Origin of the sequence: Bradyrhizobium sp. AUGA SZCCT0177 (genome assembly GCF_018130125.1) — a bacterium.
Classification (GTDB): Bacteria; Pseudomonadota; Alphaproteobacteria; order Rhizobiales; family Xanthobacteraceae; genus Bradyrhizobium.
This window is the reverse complement of record NZ_JAFCMA010000004.1, coordinates 129,179-146,180: the sequence shown is the minus strand read 5'-3', so window position 1 is coordinate 146,180 and position 17,002 is coordinate 129,179. Positions and strand designations below refer to the sequence as shown.

Genomic DNA, 17,002 nt, shown 5'->3' with positions numbered 1-17,002 from the left:
TTCCCTAGGCACGTCTACTAGCGTTGCGGGCGATCACATCCTGATCAGCGGCTGAAGCAGACGGCCGATGATACCGTTCAATTTCAGTTCACCTTGCATCGCCACCAGACAGATGCAGTCCTCCGACGAGTCGATCATCACCTCGTGATCGGTCGCGCCATCCCCAAAGTCGAAATCGCCAGGGCCGAAATGTCCGCCGGCGTGCGCAAAGCTCCCCGTTAAGATGCAGGTCATCTCGAAGCCGGTATGGGTGTGCTCGATCATCTTGGTGCCCGGCTGCGACTTCAAAAGAAAAACTCTGGTCGCACTTGCTTCCGGCAATCGGATAGGCCGCAAATGCACCTTCGGTGCGATCCATTTCCACGAACTAGATGGGTAATCGCGCACGAAGGGCGGCAGACCGGGAACGTCGGTGATCCCTGTTGCCGCTTTCCTCAATCCGGTCGCAACCGCAGGAGCGAGCCCGTCCAGCCGCGTTTCAACGGCAGCAAGCGCACCCGGAGACATCGCGGTTGCCGGCAACGCTGTCAGGACCCCGCCCCCAACGTGTTCCATAGCGTGCACAACGCGGCGGCAATGCTGACAGCCAGTCAGGTGGGTTGCAACCGCAATATGCTGTCCAAGGTCGAGCATCCCGGCCGCAAACGCCGTCAATAGTTCATCCGGCGGATGGTGAACAATCGTCATGAGAAATCACCCAACAGGCCGCGCAACCGATTCATAGCGAGCCGCAACCGCGATTTGACCGTCCCAAGCGGAATCTGGAGCGTCTGGGCGATTTCCGCATGCGCCCTATCATCAAAGAAGGATAATTCGATCACCCGCAACTGATCGTCCGGCAATGCGGCCAAGGCGCTGCGGACCCGCGACTCAGTCTGCGCCGCGGCCAGTCCGGCGTCGGGCGACGGGCCATCGTCGACCTGAAACTCGAGGTCGATGTCGTCCGTACCTGCAGTTCGTGTACGCTTTTCCCGGCGTAGCGCGTCGATGCGCAGATTGCGCGCGATGGTAAATATCCAGGCCGAGGCACCGACGCTGTTGGGATCGAAAAGATTGGCCTTTGACCAAACCGTCAGCAGAGCTTCCTGCGCGAGCTCGTCGGCACTTTGCTCGCTCGCGCCGGAACGCCGCATGAAGGTCTTTATCCGCGGCGCAAAATGCGTGAACAGGGCCGCGAAGGCCTCGCGATCCTTTTCCCTGGCGACAGCTGCAATCAGGGCAGCCCATCTGGCTGCGTCCGACGTCGCGTCGTCCGGTTTGTCATTCAGCATGCAGCGCGAACGCTCCCATTCGCAGACGGTTCTGCGAGGTGAGTACCGGATCGCGGGGGCGCTGGCCAGAGTGCTGGCCCCCCGAGGATGTTGTACGGCGGCAGGCATATTGCCGAAACGGATCCCCGGCCTGTTTGGATCACCGGTGATCCAAACCCGTCTGGGTATCGTTTTTATTCACATAGCGGCCCGCGACGCGAGCCGTTAAACGCTGGTTGGTGGAGCGCAACGGTGTCCCAGGATGGTATCCGCTTAAGGGTGGCGGTGGTCGGAACCGGAATTTCCGGCCTGGCCGCGGCATGGCTGCTCAGCCAGAAGCACGATGTGACGGTGTACGAACAGTCCGACCGGATCGGCGGGCATTCGAACACGGTGATCGCATCAATCGATGAAAAACAAGTCCCGGTCGATACCGGCTTTATCGTTTTCAACCGCGCCACCTACCCAAACCTCGTCGCCCTGTTTGAGCATCTTTCGGTTCCGACCAAGCCTTCCGATATGTCGCTTGCCGTCTCGCTCGGAGATGGCGATCTGGAATATTCCGGCGAGGGAATCGGCGGCCTGTTTGCACAGCGGCGCAATTTGTTTAGACCCCGCTTCTGGTCGATGTTGCAAGATCTCGTGAAATTTTACCGCCAGGCGACACGCGATGCGGATCTTCTGACGGACGAGTCAATCTCCCTCGGCGAATACCTCGCAGCGAACAGATACGGCGCCGCGTTCCGTGACGACCATTTGCTGCCGATGGCGAGTGCGATTTGGTCGGCGCCGCCAGACGAGATCCTGGCCTTTCCGGTCGCGACATTCATCCGCTTTCACCGCAATCACGGCTTGCTGCAACTTACGCAGCGGCCGCAATGGGAAACCGTGGATGGGGGCAGCAGAGTCTATGTAGAACGCCTCGCCCGGTCGTTTGAGGATGGGATCAAACTGGATACCAGTGTAGTTGCCGTGCGGCGTGATAGCGATGGCGTGGAAGTGACGGACTGCCGTGGCAGATCTCAACGATATGACCACGTGGTCATGGCGACGCACGCCAACCAGGCGCTTTCGGCGATCGCTGATCCGACCGCAGACGAGGTTAAGCTGCTGGGCGCCTTTCGCTACAGCCGGAACCTTGCCGTCCTTCATTCGGACCCGGGTTTCATGCCGAGGCGCCGCGCGGCTTGGTCCAGCTGGAACTATACCGGCGAGCGCGTGGCGGCTGATGGCGGTGTTGGCTTGACCTATTGGATGAACCGGCTGCAACGCATTCCAGAAAGCACTCAGCTATTCGTCACGCTTAATCCGTCGCGCCCGCCCCGCGCCGGCACATTGCGTCACAGCGAAGTCTACGAACATCCGATATTTGACGCAGCCGCGATCGCGGCGCAGCGGCGGCTTTGGTCCCTGCAAGGGATTGGAAACCTTTGGTTCTGTGGCGCTCATTTCGGCGCCGGCTTTCACGAAGACGGGTTGCAGGCCGGTCTTGCCGTCGCCGAGCAGCTCGGCGGGCTGCGTCGGCCCTGGAACGTGCCCCATGAGTCCGGCCGGATCACGCTGGCCGAGGCTCCGCGCGCGATCGTGCCGGAGCTGCAGCGATGACATTTGAATCGGCGCTCTATACCGGCGCGGTAATGCACCGGCGGTTGCGGCCGGTGGCGCATCAGTTTCGCTACCGCGCGTTCTGGCTGTTGATCGACCTCGACGAGCTGCCGCTATTGGCAGCGCGGCTCCGGTTGCTGTCGCGCAACCGGTTCAACCTTTTCGCCGTGCATGATGCCGATCACGGCGACGGCAGCGCGACGCCGTTGCGCAACCAGGCCGAGCGGATACTCGCACAAGCTAAAATCGACATCGCAGGCGGACCGATCAGCCTGCTCTGCATGCCGCGGACGCTCGGCTACAGCTTCAACCCGATCAGCATCTATTTCTGCCATCGAACCGATGGGGAGCTCGCCGCCATCGTTTATGAAGTTCACAACACGTTCGGCGAGCGTCATTCCTACGTCAGTGCGGTTGAGTCGAGAACCGGCACTATCCGGCAAAATTGCAGCAAGGCGTTCCATGTATCTCCGTTCATGGATATGGAGCTGGTCTACGATTTTCGGCTGTCCGCACCTGCGGAACGCATCGCGATCGGTATCAACGCCAGCAAAGGCGGTCAGCGCGTGCTCAACGCCTGTCTTGTCGGCGCGCGCCGCGAACTAAGCGACGGCGCGCTGCTCCGGCTCTTTTTTGCGGTTCCGCTGATCACAGCCAAAGTCACGCTGGCTATTCACTGGGAAGCATTACGCCTGTGGCTGAAGGGGATGCGATTGCGCAACCGGCCTCCCCCGCCAGCGCGACGTATCACTGTTGCGGACAGCATATCACAACACCGGAAGTCCCATGTCGCTTGAAAGCCAACATACCGCGCCAGCATCGGTCGATGCTGCAACCAAGCCGACATCCCGCACGTCGCTGAACTCGTTCATGCAGCGCATGCTTCGCAAGATCGATTGCGGTGAGATTCTGGTGCACACGCCCGCCGGCCGACGATTTCTGATCGGCGGCAAACGAACCGGCGAACAGACCCATTTAACGATCCATAGCTGGAAATGCATGCTCCGCCTGCTGACCAGCGGCGACCTCGGTTTCGCCGAGGGATACCTTGCGGGCGAATGGTCGACGCCGAACTTGCATTCATTCCTAAGCGCGGTGGCGCGTCGTTCGACCGACGCGGCGTCGTTCGAGGGACTGAGGCCACCTCAACCCGTGACCAAGTTTCGCCATGCGCTGAACCGCAATACCAGACGCGGCAGCCGGCGCAACATCGCCGCCCACTACGATCTCGGGAATGATTTTTACCGGCTCTGGCTCGATCCCAGCATGACTTATTCGTCCGCGATCTATTCGTCGCCGGCCGAAACCCTTGATCAAGCCCAGCGCAACAAGCTCGACCGCGTGACCGAATTACTTGAACTCAACGGTGGCGAACGAGTGCTCGAGATCGGCTGCGGCTGGGGCGGGTTGGCCGGGCATATGATCCAGTGCGCCGACTGCCACGTGACGGGATTGACGCTATCAAACGAGCAACTTTCCTATGCGCGACAGCAGCTGGCCGAGCGCGGTTACGCAGAAAAATCCGACCTCAAGCTGCAGGATTATCGCGACGAACGTGGGACTTACGATCGCGTCGTATCGATCGAGATGCTGGAAGCTGTCGGTGAAGCCTATTGGCCCACATTCTTCGCAAATCTGCGTCAGCGGCTTAATCCGCACGGCTCCGCGGTCCTGCAGGTCATCACGATCGACCAGAGCCGCTTCGAAAGCTATCGCCGCCGACCGGAATTCATTCAACGCTACATTTTTCCGGGAGGGATGTTGCCGACCACGGAAATACTCGAGCAGCAGGTCGCACAATCCGGATTGCGGCTGACGTCATCGGAATTCTTTGGCGACAACTATGCCCAAACGCTCGCGGACTGGCATCGCCGCTTTCTAGAAGCCTGGCCGTTCATCAAGGCGCTCGGATTCGACGATCGCTTCAAGCGGATGTGGGAGTATTATCTGATCTACTGCCGCCTGGGCTTTGAAATCGGCATTCTGAATGTCGGGCTCTATAAGATTGAGCCCCAGCCCACCACTCAACGAGGCGCTTCAGCGTAAGCAACGAATTTTCGCGCCATGATGACTTCAGGCGAAGGCGTATTTTGGGCAATGTTCTTCGAACCCTGAGAAATATTAGCAGTTGACTGCCTGGAGCCAATGGATGCCTTCACGCGAAGACGCAGGAAGCGCTGCAAAAAGCCTTAACGGAGCCGCGCCGAAACTGTCGTACCGGCGCGGCATTAACGAAGCTAGGTCTAGCTTGCAGGCATCAAAACGTTGTTGACCACGTGGATCACGCCGTTCGACTGGTTGACGTCGGCAATTGTGACGGTGGCGGAGCCACCCTTCGCGTCCACTATCATGACCGCGCCGCCGGATTTCTTAACGGGAAGTTGTTCGCCCTCGACCGTCGTCAGCTTCTGCCCGTCTAACAATTGCGCCGCGTTCACCTTGCCCGGTACCACATGGTACGTAAGTATCTTCGTGAGCGTCGCCTTGCTTTCCGGTTTCACGAGCGTATCCACCGTGCCCTTGGGCAATTTGGCGAACGCTGCGTTGGTGGGAGCAAAGACGGTGAAAGGGCCCGTGCTCGACAGGGTATCTACCAGTCCAGCGGCCTTGACGGCCGCGACGAGGGTGGTGTGATCCTTCGAATTGACCGCATTCGCAACGATGCTCTTCGACGGATACATCGCAGCACCGCCGACCATCACCGTCTTGTCCTTCGCTTGAGAGAGCGTTGCCGACCCAAATGCGGCGAGCGAGAGTGTCGCGACGGAAAAAAGCAAGCGAGAATTCATCTCTGTACTCCATTCATGTTTGGGGATTGCGAGGAGGCCGTATTCCTGAACTGAGAAAAACCTACCCACCGTTTGTTGCGTCTGACATGTAACGACGCCTGTCGCGGGCCGGATCACGTCGGCATGAATCTTTTATTAGCGAACGCGCGCTGGTGATCCGTCAGGCATCGAACAACGTTTCTACAAGTGCGAATTACGTCGTGGCGGACGGTCTGTTGGAGACGCTGTGATACGATGCTTCACAGGATGCGCGCTGCGCCGCATTGCCAAAAAGCGAATGATGTCATCCATGATGCGCCTTACCGCTTTCGTTGTTTTCGTGATCGGGGGCGGCTTTCTGATCGGATGAGTTGCCGGCCTTCTTGCCAGCGCCGGTCTTCAACTTCAACGGATCACACCTTTGGATATCTCCGAAGCACTCATAGAGGCGACACCGGTTTAGCCGACACGAGCTTCGTCTTCCAGCCATACTGCGGGTATTCTCACCTAGCGGACATGGATGTTCGACCGAATGACCGCTTGGCGCCATGAGCGGCCAGTCGCAAATCGAATAATAACGATGTCTGCTTTTCACAGAAGCGGCCATCGCCCGCCAGATTAGCGATGTCCGAAAAGTGCCATGAAGAGACATGCCGTGAGCCGTTGCTCAAACGATAAGCGCCCAACTTAGAAATCGAGCTTCCCTTGTATCGATTCTACCCCTGCCCTGGCGCAGGCTTCGTCGGCATCGCCTCCGGGCGCTCCCGAGACGCCAATCGCGCCAACCAGCGAACCGCCCGCCTCGACGACGAGTCCGCCGCCAATGACAACCACGCCCGGAAGATTGCGAATTCCCGCCTGCATCATGCCGGGCTGACTGATGGCGAACAGATTACTGGTGCTGGTGCGGAAGGTTGCCGCGGTCCACGCCTTGCCCGATGCAGTCGCAGGGGTATGAGCCCCGGCATAGCGGTCGCGCAGTATCACCTGTGTTACGCCGAAGCGGTCGACAACGGCTATCGCGACCTGGTAGCCGCGCTGCTGACAATTCGCGAGGGCGGATTGGGCTAGTTCGAGAGCGATTCCGGGGGCCAGGGATTTGTAGGTAACGAGCGAATCCTGCGCGAGGCACGGCGTCGAAACCAGAAGAGCGAAACCTGCCAGCAGATGTACGTAACCGTTGCTGTCCATAACCGATCCTGTTCAGCGGGCCTTAGCCGCCGCTTGATGTTGCATTTGTCGCCCTGCTGAATTATGACGTGCCCAGGGGAAGTACAGTCTCCCCTTGAGGCTTCGGTCCAAGAACTGTGCACACTCGACTTGTCGAGGCAATATGCACATGGACGAACGAATGCCACCATTTCCTCCAAACGAACGCAATCTGCAGCCCGCTTCTGGCCAGATATCAGCCGCCGTCGATTTGGCGTGCGCTGGGCTTTCTGCGGCGAGATTCAGGGGAGCCGTCATTGCGGCCACGCTTTTCCTCACGGGAGTGAACGATATGTCAAACCACGCGATGAGTTTCGAAAGCACCCAAACCGGTGTCGCGCCTGAGGGCTGGACGGCTACCCTCACAGGATCCGGCGACTCGAAATGGACGGTCGAAAGCGATGAAACGGCGCCGTCAAAGTCGAAGGTGCTCAAGCAATCCGGCCAAGCGACCTATCCGCTGCTCCTGAAGAACGACACCAGCATCAAGGACGGCTTTGTCGAGGTGAAGTTCAAGGCCATCGCCGGCTCCCAGGACCGCGCCGCCGGCATCGTCTGGCGGGCGAAAGATGCGAACAATTACTACGTGATGCGAGCCAACGCGCTTGAGGACAATGTCGTTCTCTACAAGACCGTCAACGGCGTTCGAAGCCCGCTCGACATAGTCGGCCGCAAGGGTGGTTACGGAGCGGACGTCAAGGTTCCGGCGAATACCTGGCACAGCTTACGTATTGACTTTAGAGGCTCGCGCTTCGGCGTGTCTTTCAAAGGCAAACAATTGTTCGAAGTCGAGGATTCCACGTTCACCGATGCCGGCAAGGTGGGGCTGTGGACCAAGGCCGACAGCGTCACGCTGTTTGACGAGGTAACCTACGGCGACGCCAAATAGTTTGAAGGAACAGGGCACACAGCCTCGTGATACATGACTGAGCTGCGTCTCATTCCTTCCTGTTGCGAACGCATCGCTCCGACTAAAAATAGCTTCGGGGAAATGCAGACTCCCCTTCAGACGGTTCCCGTCCAAGATCTGCGCAACGCTCGATTTGTCGAGAGAATTGCGCATGGACGACCGAAAACTCCCAATTTCTCTAACTTCTCTTTGTGGACAGACCGACGCCGACCCGGCGCCGATCGATTCCGTCCGCGAGGGCTCGCGTTTATTTCTGCAGTGCGGAGGAAATCAGCGAAGGCTTCGCCGTTGCGTTACGCGCGATGGGATTCGAAACTGAAATTCTCCTGTCAGATATTATTCCGCAGTCCGACATCCCCTCAAACCCGAAGGAGAGATAGATGGGTCCCAAACTTTGGCTCGTGGCTTCGATCTTCGCAGCCTCCCTCACGAACGCGGCGACCGCCCAGGAAATCGACTGGAAGAAGGTCGATGACACGTTCGGGAGAAAGCCCGCGGTTTCGGGTGACGTGCACCGCTACGGCTTTCCCCGCACCGATCTGACCGTGACCCTTGACGGCGTCACCATCAAACCGGCTCTGGCGCTCGGCGGCTGGATCGCGTTCAAGCCAATGCATGGGGAGGCCATGGTGATGGGCGACCTCGTGCTGCTGGAGGCCGAAATCAACCCGGTCATGCTCAAGATGATTGAAGGTGGGCTTGAGATCACCGCCGTCCACAATCACCTGCTGCGCGCCAGCCCGGCCACGTTCTACATGCATGTCGGAGGCCACGGCGATCCCGCAAAGATGGCTAGCGTCATTCGCGATGCTCTGACGGCGAGCAAGACCCCGCTCGCGACGCCTGCCGCAGCGCCTCCACCAGCGGTCGAACTCGATACGGCACAGCTAGATCAGATCATAGGTGTCAAGGGACAGGCGAATGGCGGCGTCTATCAGTTCGCCGTGTCGCGCCGTGATCCGGTGACGGAAAACGGCATGCCGTTGAGTCCAGTCGGGCCGATGGGCGTGGCGATTGCCATCGGATTTCAACCCACCGGCAGCGACAAGGCAGCCATCACCGGCGATTTCGTTCTCTCCGGTGACGAGGTGAATCCGGTGATCAGGGCATTGCGATCGAACGGCATCGACGTAACCGCCGTTCACAGCCATATGCTGGACGAACAGCCGCGGCTGTTCTTCCTTCATTTCTGGGCCAATGACGACGCGCTGAAGCTTGCCCGCGGACTTCGCGCTGCACTAGACAAGACCGCCAGTACGAAGGGCTAGCAGGATTGAGGCTTGTCGACATGCCGCTGAAAACAATCGGAACCATCGCCATACCGGAAGCCGCGGGCAGCGAGTTTGACCACGCCGCCTTCGATGCCAAGAGCCGGCGTGTCTTCATCGCACACACCGCGCGCAATTGCATCGAGGTGATCGACCACGACGCCGGCAGGCATATCGCGACTCTGCCGGGATTTCCGGGCGTAGCCGGCGCTGTCGCTGATGACGGACAGATTCTGGCAACCAACCGCGGCGGCGCCAGCGTCGCCTTGCTCGATGCTGTCACGCTGGAAACCCGCGCCACCTTCAAGTCCGGCGCGCGACCCAACGGCGCTGTGATCGTGGCTCGGTCCAGTCTCGGGATCGCCGCCTGTATCGGCGACGACAAGGAAGCGCCGACGCTCCACGTTTATGGATTGAGCGACCACAAGCAGGTGTCGATCGAGTTGCCGGGACGGCCGCGCTGGTGCGTCACCGATGCCGCCGCCGAACGGCTGTTTCTCTGCATCCGCGAGCCCTCGATGGTGCTGGTCGCCCCGCTGCCCGACCTCGGCGCGGTGACGCATTGGAAAATCCCGTCATCGGGCGCTCACGGTCTCGACATCGATCATTCCCGACAACGGCTTTATGTTGCCTGTGACGATTCAACCTTGGTCGAGATAAGCAGCACCTCGGGCGAAGTCACCAACGTCTGGCCGATCGGAGGTCCGCCCGATGTCACGTTTTTCAACCCGGCGACCGGTCTGGTTCACGTCGCCATCGGAGAACCCGGGCTTGTCGACTCCATCGATCCGCGAAACGGCCATTCCACGCGGACGGTGACCGGTGCCGGCGCGCATACGACGGCACTGGTGGTGCCGAACCAACTTTACGTTGTTTCACCCGCGCATGGCGGAGTTCTCGTCCTTTCGGACTCTTGATGCCCGCACGAACAGGACAGCACAAGACTGCCGCGAGATGGTAAAGCGCGGCAAGCCGCATAGCGACTTCATGAGTTGACGCTCGCTATCGCTTGAACGCACGAGCCGCTTATGATACAGGAATTACTCGGGTCGTTGACAACCGCCCGATGAGCTCCCGCAGCTAAGCGTTGTTTCACTCCATCATGGAGGATGAAACCATGCCTTGCGGCAGCACTACCGGCAACTCAACCAACACTGTCGGCTCAGCTTCCACCTCCTTTCCGGACGTTGGATGGTCCTGGAAAATCCCGCTTGTGTGGCTAGATGCAATAGCCATGAGGTTGGAGCGGCGTCGTCAGCACAAGCAACTTCTCGAACTTGATGACCATTTGCTAGCCGACATCGGCATGTCCAGAACGACCGTTGAAGAATTGCGCAGGTCTCAACTGTACATGATGGCGTGGCGCGACAGCCGATGATAGCCAATGTCTCAGATGGGTCAAACTGAGACCTCAATCCGCCGGTGCGGCATGTCCGTTCTACCCCCAGGAGCATGACTTCCTCTGACCGGCCGCTTTGCGCCAACAGCGGTCCTTCGAGCTATGAGCACGTGACTTTTAATCATGGGGTCGAGGGTTCGAGTCCCTCCGCGCTCACCAATGAAAACAATCACTTACTGGCGCTAAGACCAATATTCCCGCGAACTCGTTAGTCCCGGGCCACCGTGGGGGCCACAAGAAAATACAGGGGCAAACGATGCTGGCCATGATTTTCCCGAACACACCGGCCACTAGTGAGAAGGCCCGTCGTCCTTAGTATAGAGCGCGTAAGGAAACAGCTCTTCAAGAGTCCGCCCATCACGCAGCGCTGACATGACCGCCAGCCACCGATCCGGCGCGCCGTTATCAGATTCCACCATGCAGTTGTGGAGCGCGGTTTGCATCAGCAGTTTAGCGTGATCCGCCGTCATTCCTGATGCCATAAGCGTCTTGAGCGTTTCCGCGGTCTCGCCGCCGGCAGCAAGCATCTGCCCCAATCTGCCTGCCACACGAAGGGCGAATGGCGGCTCCACCTGCTTACCGTCTTGGCGAATATCGGGCCCCTTGCCGGATCGCAATCGCTCCAGGTCAGCGTTGAGTTGGTCACTTTTTTCTTTATCTGTGAGCTTACTCCAATCCCTGAAATCGTCGGTCATGCGTTGATCTCCACGATCCTCTCCGGCTTCCCTCCCAGGATAATAATACGGTGCTATCTGCCAACGCCACTTGGGTTGGACGTAAATATCGCATCACACACGACCTCGTTACCGAGCTTGTAATAAAACCGCCGGGGTGAACCGGCGGCTGTTATTCAGCCTTGACGTGGAGTGCTGAAGCTAGCGACGGCAGGTCCGTCGCCCCATCTGGCGAATGGACAAAGGATTACACAGGCCGACATAGGTCAGCGGCGACTAGGCGGGCGCCTCACTTTTTGGCTTGGTCTGGGCGTTTCGCTTCACGTTGCTCCGCTTCAAGAAAGTGACGCCCAATTGGTCACCATTGACCCAAGCTAATCCGCAGCGGCGATAGGCAAGCCCAGTCGAGGAAAGCAGCAGGAAAAATTCGTTTAGCTGGAGCCCTTCGAGGGGACCCTCGACCGTCAGCTTTGCGCCGCCGTCCGACGCGTCTTCCATCACGCAGGTACGCCGCCAAGTGCCGTCGATGGCCATCATGTACGCAGGTTGGCCACGCTCAAACACGACCCGGCGATGTGATCGCTGCTCTGCCATCTGCGTGCTCCGCCATGAGACGAGAGGCCCGCTGGCTCTTGCCCGCCAGCGGGCCTCTTACGCGATTCTCGCGGGGCCTTGGGGGGCATTCCGCAATTGTTAAAAACGATATGGGTGGATGGTTAAAGAATAATGCCGGATCGCTCACTTCTCGTGGGATTAGCGGCTGCGCATCATGGAACGTTAAGGCTGGTTTCCGCATTAGTGCCGCGTCTGAGTATTGTCCGGGCCCTCGCTAAAGACCGATGCGTAGCGCCGCGTTCGAACCCTGCATCCCAACCCCCGCGCTTGTTAGTGGCCTGTTTTGAAAATCAGAACAGAAACTGTACGTGTCCCAAATCCGCCGTGCTTGGTGTCGGAGTAAAATTACGCAGATCCTGCTCGGGTGACCGAAGTTCTCCGACCGTGAACGTCGGTCCAACTGCGTGCACGGTTCAAATCCGCGCAGAGCCATGCGTGCTATAAATCACATACGCCAACCTGATCCCCGCGTATTTCCCCGATTACTGGCTGGCGGGAATGGTCTCGCCCCAATGACGGGGATTTTCAAAATGATCACTCTCAAAATCACCGCTATTTTGGCCATCTGTGCCGGAACATTGATCGCGCTGGCATCGAGCGAATTCGGCGCCGAACTTGTTCTCGCCGTTGTCAGCCTCGTATAAGGCTCCGTTTTTGCGGGCAAAGAAAAACCCGCCTGCGCACCATCGGCACATATCAGATTGATGGCCGCGATTCGCGCAAACGGCCCCGGCGCGGAGTTCCAACCACCGCACCAAGGGCCGCCAACCCAATGGGGGTTTTCTCCCGGTTGGAGGCTGATGATTCATCCCGGGAGCGCTAAGTCGATTCCTGCCGCGCCGGATCGTTCCTAACGCCAAGAAAAAGCCCCGCCGGTTAGGGCGGGGCGAAGTCGTCGCGGGTAAGGCAACATGCTCCGGCGCGCGGGCCTCTGATGTCGATTCGCATTTCCCGCGTACTTGCCTATTTATCCCGCATGCGCACATCGACCTTTGAACCTTGCATCCCGACCCGCGGCGCTAAGGTTCCATCCTCCAAAAACTGGCTTCACGAAATCAAGCATGATGGCTATCGCCTGATCGTGCAGAGGGAGGCAAACCGAGTTCGTCTGTTCACTCGAAATGGCTTCGACTGGAGCGACCGATATCCGCTCATCACCGAGGCCGCGCTGCGCATCCGGTCAACGTCCTTTGTCCTGGACGGCGAAGCTGTGTTGCTGGGGGTTGATGGCATTTCCGACTTCGACGGCCTGCATAGTCGGAAGCACAATGACGAGGTGCAGTTCTATGCCTTCGATATGCTGGTGACGGACGGCGATGATATCCGGAAACTACCGCTCACCATGAGGAAGACAAACCTTGCCCGGCTGCTTGCGCGGCGGGTGGATGGCATCTTCATCTCCGACTTCGAGCGCGGCGAGATCGGGCCAGAGCTATTCCGGCACGCCTGCCAAATGGGCTTGGAAGGATTAGTCTCCAAGCTAGACGATCGGCCTTACCGTCCCGGTCGGTCACCTCATTGGGTGAAGGTCAAAAATCCGGCGTCGCCGGCCATGCTGCGGGCCAAGGATGCGTCTTGGTGATGGACGAGGAAAGTTCGCGGCCGAACAGGGTGCGCTTGAGCGTATCGATCGCGGCGAATAGGCTACTACTAACGCAAACAGCGCCCTCAAGCTGAATAATGCTTGGGGGCGCTGCTCACGAGCTGAGAATTGCAATACCCCAGCCGAAAGGATACTTCGCGGCCACAAGAAGGTTGCTAAAAAACATGCGCGATATTTCGGGAACAAGTGGCAATGGCTGCCGTTGTGAGCGGGCTGCCTGTCCCAATCGCCCCCCGGCAGCATACGCGGCCCCAGCCTTCCCCCGAGGCTGGGGCCGTTTCATGAGGACGGGACCGGATCGAAGGTCGCCGGTAGTAACGCCGCCTCGGTTGGCGGCCCCTTTGATTTCGCAAGCAGCTGAGAAGCGGCCCCAGCAGCGGGGGCTGGGGTCTGTGCTGGGGCCCGCCCATTCCAGCCGCAACGCCGAAGAAAGCGCCAACGGCGACGGAAATTACCGCAACTCGGTTGATCGTTCGGAGCTACTTTGGAGTACCTCCGCGCCAGATTCCCCCCAGCGCCATCCGCCGGCTTCCGCCGGCTTTTAGAATTGGGGCTGGAAAGCGAAGCCCAACCCTGATCCGTTTACCAAGCCTCTCGGGGCGGCGCTCTGCGCCTGACATGATTACAGATTGTAGTTGTCGCTTCGCTCCTCTGCAGGTAAGTTTCACTCTCGGACAGACGACCCCCGGCCTGGTCATTTTATCAGGTAAAAGCATTGCATTTTTAGCCAAGACGTTTTTCGCTTCGAAAAGAATTTTAAAAATGAATCACGAAACCAAGAGATTGGTTGTCGGCACTCGTTTTAAGATGAGTGAACTCGGAGTCGCTCGATGCCCGGATCTAGCAGGGCAGACAGGGATCGTTGTCGAGGTGAGCCACAGCAACACAGGCGTTACCGTCTTGTTCGGTGGGGCCAGCAGACCAACTGCCCTGCACAGGGATTTCATCACCCCGATCTCGCGGTAACCGGCTTATCGCTTGCTGGCCCACTCTGGTTGCGGAAAACTCCGCTTAGCGATGGGACTGAAGGCGACGCGTTAGGAGGTTTCATTGGCTGAGATCGTGAACCTTGGAGACAAGCTAAAAGCGCAGCAGGAAAAAACAGCCCGCATGGACCTGACGGCTAAAATGATCCCAATCATGGTGGAGACAGTTGAGAAGTTTTATTCGATGGGCGCTACACCAGAACACATCGCGCGCTTTCTGCAGGTCGCCATCGAGGAAATTAACAAAAGGCCGCGCTAGATTGAGGGACTGAAGCCAACCATGTCCATATCTGCCAAACTCATCAAGTTGGTACCTGAGGGCGAAGCGAACGCGGTCTCGGGCCGGGTGCTCTGGCAGCAGCTGGGCATGTGGTCACCCGTTAGTGTCAAACACACTTTGAAGAAGATGGCCGCAGCGGGTGAAATCGAAAGGAAACACGTTCCGCACCCAACTGGTGAAGTGGGATTGTATTTCAAACAACCGCGCCGGCCGCAATAAGCGCTGGCAGCGTTCCGTGGATCTCCACAGCCACGAAAACAAGTGGGTTCGCGCCGTTCCGATCCCCAAGGGATTGATAATTTGCCGTAGGTGCAGTGCCGCGCTTCAATAGGGCATGCCCGAACTCACCCGCCGTCCTCACCCCGAACGCTCTGACACTTGGCACGTCTTCTACGGGGACGTTCAGGTCGGCACGATCGCGGTCCAATCGGGCTTGCCGGTGCACGCCAAGCAATGGAGGTGGGACTTAGGTTTCTATCCGGCATCCCACCGCGGCCACTCCCGCAGCGGCTACGCGTCTAGCTTCGACCATGCGCGGGCGGGCTTCGAAACGGCGTGGAAAACTTATCTGCCACGATGCACGGAATCCGACTTCGTCGAATACCGGCGCCAGCGCGCCTGGACGGCATGGAAATACGCAATGTATGACGCGGGCCTCCCGCTGCCGACGCATTCAACCAGTGGACGGGCGAGGTGTTTCTGTGGCGCCGCGATCGGTATAGCGGTAACCGACCGTCACGTTCAGGATGCACATATGGATTCGCAGCACGCATGAAATACGCCACCGATCGCCCCTATGCCGACCCCGAAGCCGCCGCGCGCAAGCTCCTGGAGATCGCAAACGTAGCGGCGCTGCCAATGAAGCGCGGCAAGTCCGTGGACTTCACCGGATCCACGCCCTTTGCCCTCATGGTTCTTGAGGCTGTGCTGAATGGACAGCGCTACGGTCTGAGCATCCGCCCACTTCACTCAGCGGACGGCGAATGAGTAGATAATCCAGACTATGACGAGAGCCGCCAGAACGAGCACCCAATTGGAAATTTGACTGCCGCCTATCGATGTTTTCCGGCTAAACCAATCCATGGCACTTCCTCCCCAGATAGACCGCCTCACTTGGGCGACCTCCCACGCTTCCAACGATATCACCGATATCCAAAAGTCGCTCGGTTACCTTTGCGGCCATGGTTGACGTGGTCCTCTCGGGAGGTCGCCTCAGTTGGCGGCCTCTTTTAGGGAGGAACATAAACCAAGACCGCTGACGTTGAAACCGCCGATCGCGGGTTACCCCCCGCGCGGCCGGGCGCCGACAGAAGACAACGCCCAGCCGCGTTTCAGCGCACAGTCCCGCAGCATTCCACCGGGGGGCGTTCGCAAGCGTCATCATGCCACCCGTTCAAAAGGCAATAGGTCGCCGTTGACCGGATTGAATGGCTCCTCGGGTTCGAGGCCCTCGCGCTCAAGCGCGATCTGCTCGTCTTCTTCATCCTCGTTCCAATCGGGCGCCAGGATCGAGCGGCGCTTCAACTCGGCGCGCTCCGTTTTACCAGACAACACGCCGCGCTTTTGCGCATCCGCGATCACCTTGGCCTCTTCAGTGCTGCCGACCATGGCGACGAAATCGGTGGAGACATTCGCCGTGACTTGATCAGACTGCTGGAGCCACATCGAAGTAAACTTCAGCGCCTGGTCGAGCGCATCCTTAAGGCCGCCCGCCCATGCTTCGATTGCTGAATGTGCGCGGCTATTGTCGATCGCAGATGCGGTTGCTGTGACGTTGCCCGATTTCTGAACCATCGGTTCCATCGCCAAGCGTCGAAATTCGTCCATCACTCGTTCGGGCGACTTGGCAACCTCGGCAACGAGCGCGGCGTCGGGACCGATGATTTTCCAGTCGGTTTTGCCCTCAGCGCCCGATGGCGGCGCAAACAACGTGATACCCGGGCCGATCTCGATTTGAGATGCAGTCTCGCGTTCGCCAGTCGATGCATCGGTCGTCGTTTTGGGTTCACCCTGACCGCCCATGGTCAGGGAAATACGCCTGCGGTTGCGGCGTTGCTGCCATGGCTTGCCCCACATGCACCAGGTTCGTTCCGCTGCCGCAACTCAACAAGGAAGAGCCGGAGTCCTTGTCGTCATTTGTCCTCAAATAAGCGATCAACGAGCGCCAACAGAACGCGATGAGAGGTCATGCCGTCCTTCGACAGGAATTCGTTGATTGTCATTCGCCAATTGCTCTTGAGCGGCAATTCGCCGTCATATTTCACATGGAGCGACCCGTCCTCATCTTGCTCCAAGAACCACGCTTCATCTCGATTACTAGAGTTGTGAATGTAGAATAGCCTTGACCTTGCCATCCCGGTTCCCGGCGCAATATGACGGCCCCAGCGTACTGGAGGTGCGCTGGGGCCGCATTCCAACCGAACGGCAATGGCGGA

The 17,002-nt window shown here is 58.9% G+C and carries 19 protein-coding genes; 12 read left to right on the top strand and 7 right to left on the bottom strand.

All coding sequences use genetic code 11. From position 1 onward, the window contains the following. Nucleotides 1-33: 33 nt before the first annotated feature. Entirely contained in the window at nucleotides 34-687 is a 654-nt protein-coding gene (locus JQ597_RS06275; RefSeq protein ID WP_212263361.1) for a ChrR family anti-sigma-E factor, read from the bottom strand. Next, nucleotides 684-1,133 carry a sigma-70 family RNA polymerase sigma factor gene (locus tag JQ597_RS06270; protein ID WP_249133856.1) on the bottom strand — a complete coding sequence of 150 codons (450 nt, stop codon included), beginning with the start codon at nucleotides 1,131-1,133 and terminating at the stop codon, nucleotides 684-686. Before JQ597_RS06270 ends, JQ597_RS06275 begins: the two co-directional genes overlap by 4 nt. Between JQ597_RS06270 and JQ597_RS37550 the strand changes: the two genes are divergently transcribed. The 4 genes from JQ597_RS37550 to JQ597_RS06255 are packed head-to-tail and all read left to right on the top strand — an operon-like array spanning nucleotide 1,132 to nucleotide 4,901. Then, entirely contained in the window at nucleotides 1,132-1,479 is a 348-nt protein-coding gene (locus JQ597_RS37550) for a hypothetical protein (protein WP_249133857.1), read from the top strand. The genes JQ597_RS06270 and JQ597_RS37550 overlap by 2 nt on opposite strands. 23 nt (nucleotides 1,480-1,502) lie before the next feature. Then, nucleotides 1,503-2,855 carry an NAD(P)/FAD-dependent oxidoreductase gene (locus JQ597_RS06265; protein ID WP_312012403.1) on the top strand — a complete coding sequence of 451 codons (1,353 nt, stop codon included), beginning with the start codon at nucleotides 1,503-1,505 and terminating at the stop codon, nucleotides 2,853-2,855. Then, nucleotides 2,852-3,652 carry a DUF1365 domain-containing protein gene (locus tag JQ597_RS06260; RefSeq protein WP_212263359.1) on the top strand — a complete coding sequence of 267 codons (801 nt, stop codon included), beginning with the start codon at nucleotides 2,852-2,854 and terminating at the stop codon, nucleotides 3,650-3,652. The genes JQ597_RS06265 and JQ597_RS06260 overlap by 4 nt, the downstream gene beginning before the upstream one ends. Continuing rightward, nucleotides 3,642-4,901: an SAM-dependent methyltransferase gene (locus JQ597_RS06255; RefSeq protein ID WP_212263358.1), complete on the top strand. Its 1,260-nt coding sequence runs from the start codon at nucleotides 3,642-3,644 to the stop codon at nucleotides 4,899-4,901. The genes JQ597_RS06260 and JQ597_RS06255 overlap by 11 nt, the downstream gene beginning before the upstream one ends. Before the next feature lie 197 nt (nucleotides 4,902-5,098). Here the strand turns inward: JQ597_RS06255 and JQ597_RS06250 are convergent, their stop codons facing one another. After that, on the bottom strand, nucleotides 5,099-5,644 hold the full coding sequence (locus JQ597_RS06250) for a fasciclin domain-containing protein (protein ID WP_212263357.1): 546 nt from the start codon (nucleotides 5,642-5,644) through the stop codon (nucleotides 5,099-5,101). A 666-nt stretch (nucleotides 5,645-6,310) separates the two neighbouring features. Continuing rightward, on the bottom strand, nucleotides 6,311-6,814 hold the full coding sequence (locus JQ597_RS06245; RefSeq protein ID WP_212263356.1) for a GlcG/HbpS family heme-binding protein: 504 nt from the start codon (nucleotides 6,812-6,814) through the stop codon (nucleotides 6,311-6,313). A 148-nt stretch (nucleotides 6,815-6,962) separates the two neighbouring features. Here JQ597_RS06245 and JQ597_RS06240 point away from each other — a divergent pair, with 148 nt between their 5' ends. From JQ597_RS06240 to JQ597_RS38240, 4 genes are all read left to right on the top strand, one after another. Next, a complete protein-coding gene (locus JQ597_RS06240) occupies nucleotides 6,963-7,721 on the top strand; it encodes a hypothetical protein (protein WP_249147540.1) in 759 nt (252 codons plus the stop codon). Nucleotides 7,722-8,122: 401 nt separating this feature from the next. Next, a complete protein-coding gene (locus JQ597_RS06235) occupies nucleotides 8,123-9,010 on the top strand; it encodes a DUF1259 domain-containing protein (RefSeq protein WP_212263355.1) in 888 nt (295 codons plus the stop codon). Nucleotides 9,011-9,030: 20 nt separating this feature from the next. After that, the gene (locus JQ597_RS06230) at nucleotides 9,031-9,927 is read left to right on the top strand and encodes a YncE family protein (RefSeq protein ID WP_212263354.1); all 897 of its coding nucleotides are present in this window, start codon (nucleotides 9,031-9,033) and stop codon (nucleotides 9,925-9,927) included. Nucleotides 9,928-10,112: 185 nt separating this feature from the next. Then, complete coding sequence (locus JQ597_RS38240) at nucleotides 10,113-10,388, top strand: DUF1127 domain-containing protein (protein ID WP_349628798.1); 276 nt, start codon at nucleotides 10,113-10,115, stop codon at nucleotides 10,386-10,388. 311 nt (nucleotides 10,389-10,699) lie between these two features. Here JQ597_RS38240 and JQ597_RS06220 read toward each other — a convergent pair whose 3' ends face one another. Next, nucleotides 10,700-11,104, bottom strand: a complete 405-nt coding sequence (locus tag JQ597_RS06220) for a hypothetical protein (protein WP_212263353.1) — start codon at nucleotides 11,102-11,104, stop codon at nucleotides 10,700-10,702. A gap of 255 nt (nucleotides 11,105-11,359) precedes the next feature. Further along, nucleotides 11,360-11,677: a PilZ domain-containing protein gene (locus tag JQ597_RS06215; protein WP_212263352.1), complete on the bottom strand. Its 318-nt coding sequence runs from the start codon at nucleotides 11,675-11,677 to the stop codon at nucleotides 11,360-11,362. Nucleotides 11,678-12,632: 955 nt separating this feature from the next. Between JQ597_RS06215 and JQ597_RS06210 the strand changes: the two genes are divergently transcribed. The 4 genes from JQ597_RS06210 (at nucleotide 12,633) to JQ597_RS06195 (ending at nucleotide 15,554) form a co-directional block, all read left to right on the top strand. Further along, complete coding sequence (locus JQ597_RS06210; RefSeq protein ID WP_249133663.1) at nucleotides 12,633-13,280, top strand: ATP-dependent DNA ligase; 648 nt, start codon at nucleotides 12,633-12,635, stop codon at nucleotides 13,278-13,280. 1,071 nt (nucleotides 13,281-14,351) lie between these two features. Beyond that, entirely contained in the window at nucleotides 14,352-14,546 is a 195-nt protein-coding gene (locus JQ597_RS06205; protein WP_212263351.1) for a hypothetical protein, read from the top strand. A 21-nt stretch (nucleotides 14,547-14,567) separates the two neighbouring features. Further along, nucleotides 14,568-14,786: a hypothetical protein gene (locus JQ597_RS06200; RefSeq protein WP_212263350.1), complete on the top strand. Its 219-nt coding sequence runs from the start codon at nucleotides 14,568-14,570 to the stop codon at nucleotides 14,784-14,786. Nucleotides 14,787-15,338: 552 nt separating this feature from the next. Continuing rightward, nucleotides 15,339-15,554 carry a hypothetical protein gene (locus JQ597_RS06195; protein ID WP_212263349.1) on the top strand — a complete coding sequence of 72 codons (216 nt, stop codon included), beginning with the start codon at nucleotides 15,339-15,341 and terminating at the stop codon, nucleotides 15,552-15,554. Between the two features lie 393 nt (nucleotides 15,555-15,947). On the opposite strand, the gene JQ597_RS06190 is transcribed toward JQ597_RS06195, so the two are convergent. Further along, nucleotides 15,948-16,643, bottom strand: coding sequence for a DUF4055 domain-containing protein (locus JQ597_RS06190; RefSeq protein ID WP_212263348.1), 696 nt, complete (start codon nucleotides 16,641-16,643; stop codon nucleotides 15,948-15,950). Nucleotides 16,644-17,002 lie beyond the last annotated feature (359 nt).

Bases quoted from the DNA above. Each gene is read 5' to 3' on its own strand.
- JQ597_RS06275 (WP_212263361.1), bottom strand. From the start codon at position 687: ATGACGATTGTTCACCATCCGCCGGATGAACTATTGACGGCGTTTGCG.
- JQ597_RS37550 (WP_249133857.1), top strand. From the start codon at position 1,132: ATGAAGGTCTTTATCCGCGGCGCAAAATGCGTGAACAGGGCCGCGAAG.
- JQ597_RS06270 (WP_249133856.1), bottom strand. From the start codon at position 1,133: ATGCGGCGTTCCGGCGCGAGCGAGCAAAGTGCCGACGAGCTCGCGCAG.
- JQ597_RS06260 (WP_212263359.1), top strand. From the start codon at position 2,852: ATGACATTTGAATCGGCGCTCTATACCGGCGCGGTAATGCACCGGCGG.
- JQ597_RS06255 (WP_212263358.1), top strand. From the start codon at position 3,642: ATGTCGCTTGAAAGCCAACATACCGCGCCAGCATCGGTCGATGCTGCA.
- JQ597_RS06250 (WP_212263357.1), bottom strand. From the start codon at position 5,644: ATGAATTCTCGCTTGCTTTTTTCCGTCGCGACACTCTCGCTCGCCGCA.
- JQ597_RS06245 (WP_212263356.1), bottom strand. From the start codon at position 6,814: ATGGACAGCAACGGTTACGTACATCTGCTGGCAGGTTTCGCTCTTCTG.
- JQ597_RS06240 (WP_249147540.1), top strand. From the start codon at position 6,963: ATGGACGAACGAATGCCACCATTTCCTCCAAACGAACGCAATCTGCAG.
- JQ597_RS06235 (WP_212263355.1), top strand. From the start codon at position 8,123: ATGGGTCCCAAACTTTGGCTCGTGGCTTCGATCTTCGCAGCCTCCCTC.
- JQ597_RS06230 (WP_212263354.1), top strand. From the start codon at position 9,031: ATGCCGCTGAAAACAATCGGAACCATCGCCATACCGGAAGCCGCGGGC.
- JQ597_RS38240 (WP_349628798.1), top strand. From the start codon at position 10,113: ATGGAGGATGAAACCATGCCTTGCGGCAGCACTACCGGCAACTCAACC.
- JQ597_RS06220 (WP_212263353.1), bottom strand. From the start codon at position 11,104: ATGACCGACGATTTCAGGGATTGGAGTAAGCTCACAGATAAAGAAAAA.
- JQ597_RS06215 (WP_212263352.1), bottom strand. From the start codon at position 11,677: ATGGCAGAGCAGCGATCACATCGCCGGGTCGTGTTTGAGCGTGGCCAA.
- JQ597_RS06210 (WP_249133663.1), top strand. From the start codon at position 12,633: ATGTCGATTCGCATTTCCCGCGTACTTGCCTATTTATCCCGCATGCGC.
- JQ597_RS06200 (WP_212263350.1), top strand. From the start codon at position 14,568: ATGTCCATATCTGCCAAACTCATCAAGTTGGTACCTGAGGGCGAAGCG.
- JQ597_RS06195 (WP_212263349.1), top strand. From the start codon at position 15,339: ATGAAATACGCCACCGATCGCCCCTATGCCGACCCCGAAGCCGCCGCG.
- JQ597_RS06190 (WP_212263348.1), bottom strand. From the start codon at position 16,643: ATGTGGGGCAAGCCATGGCAGCAACGCCGCAACCGCAGGCGTATTTCC.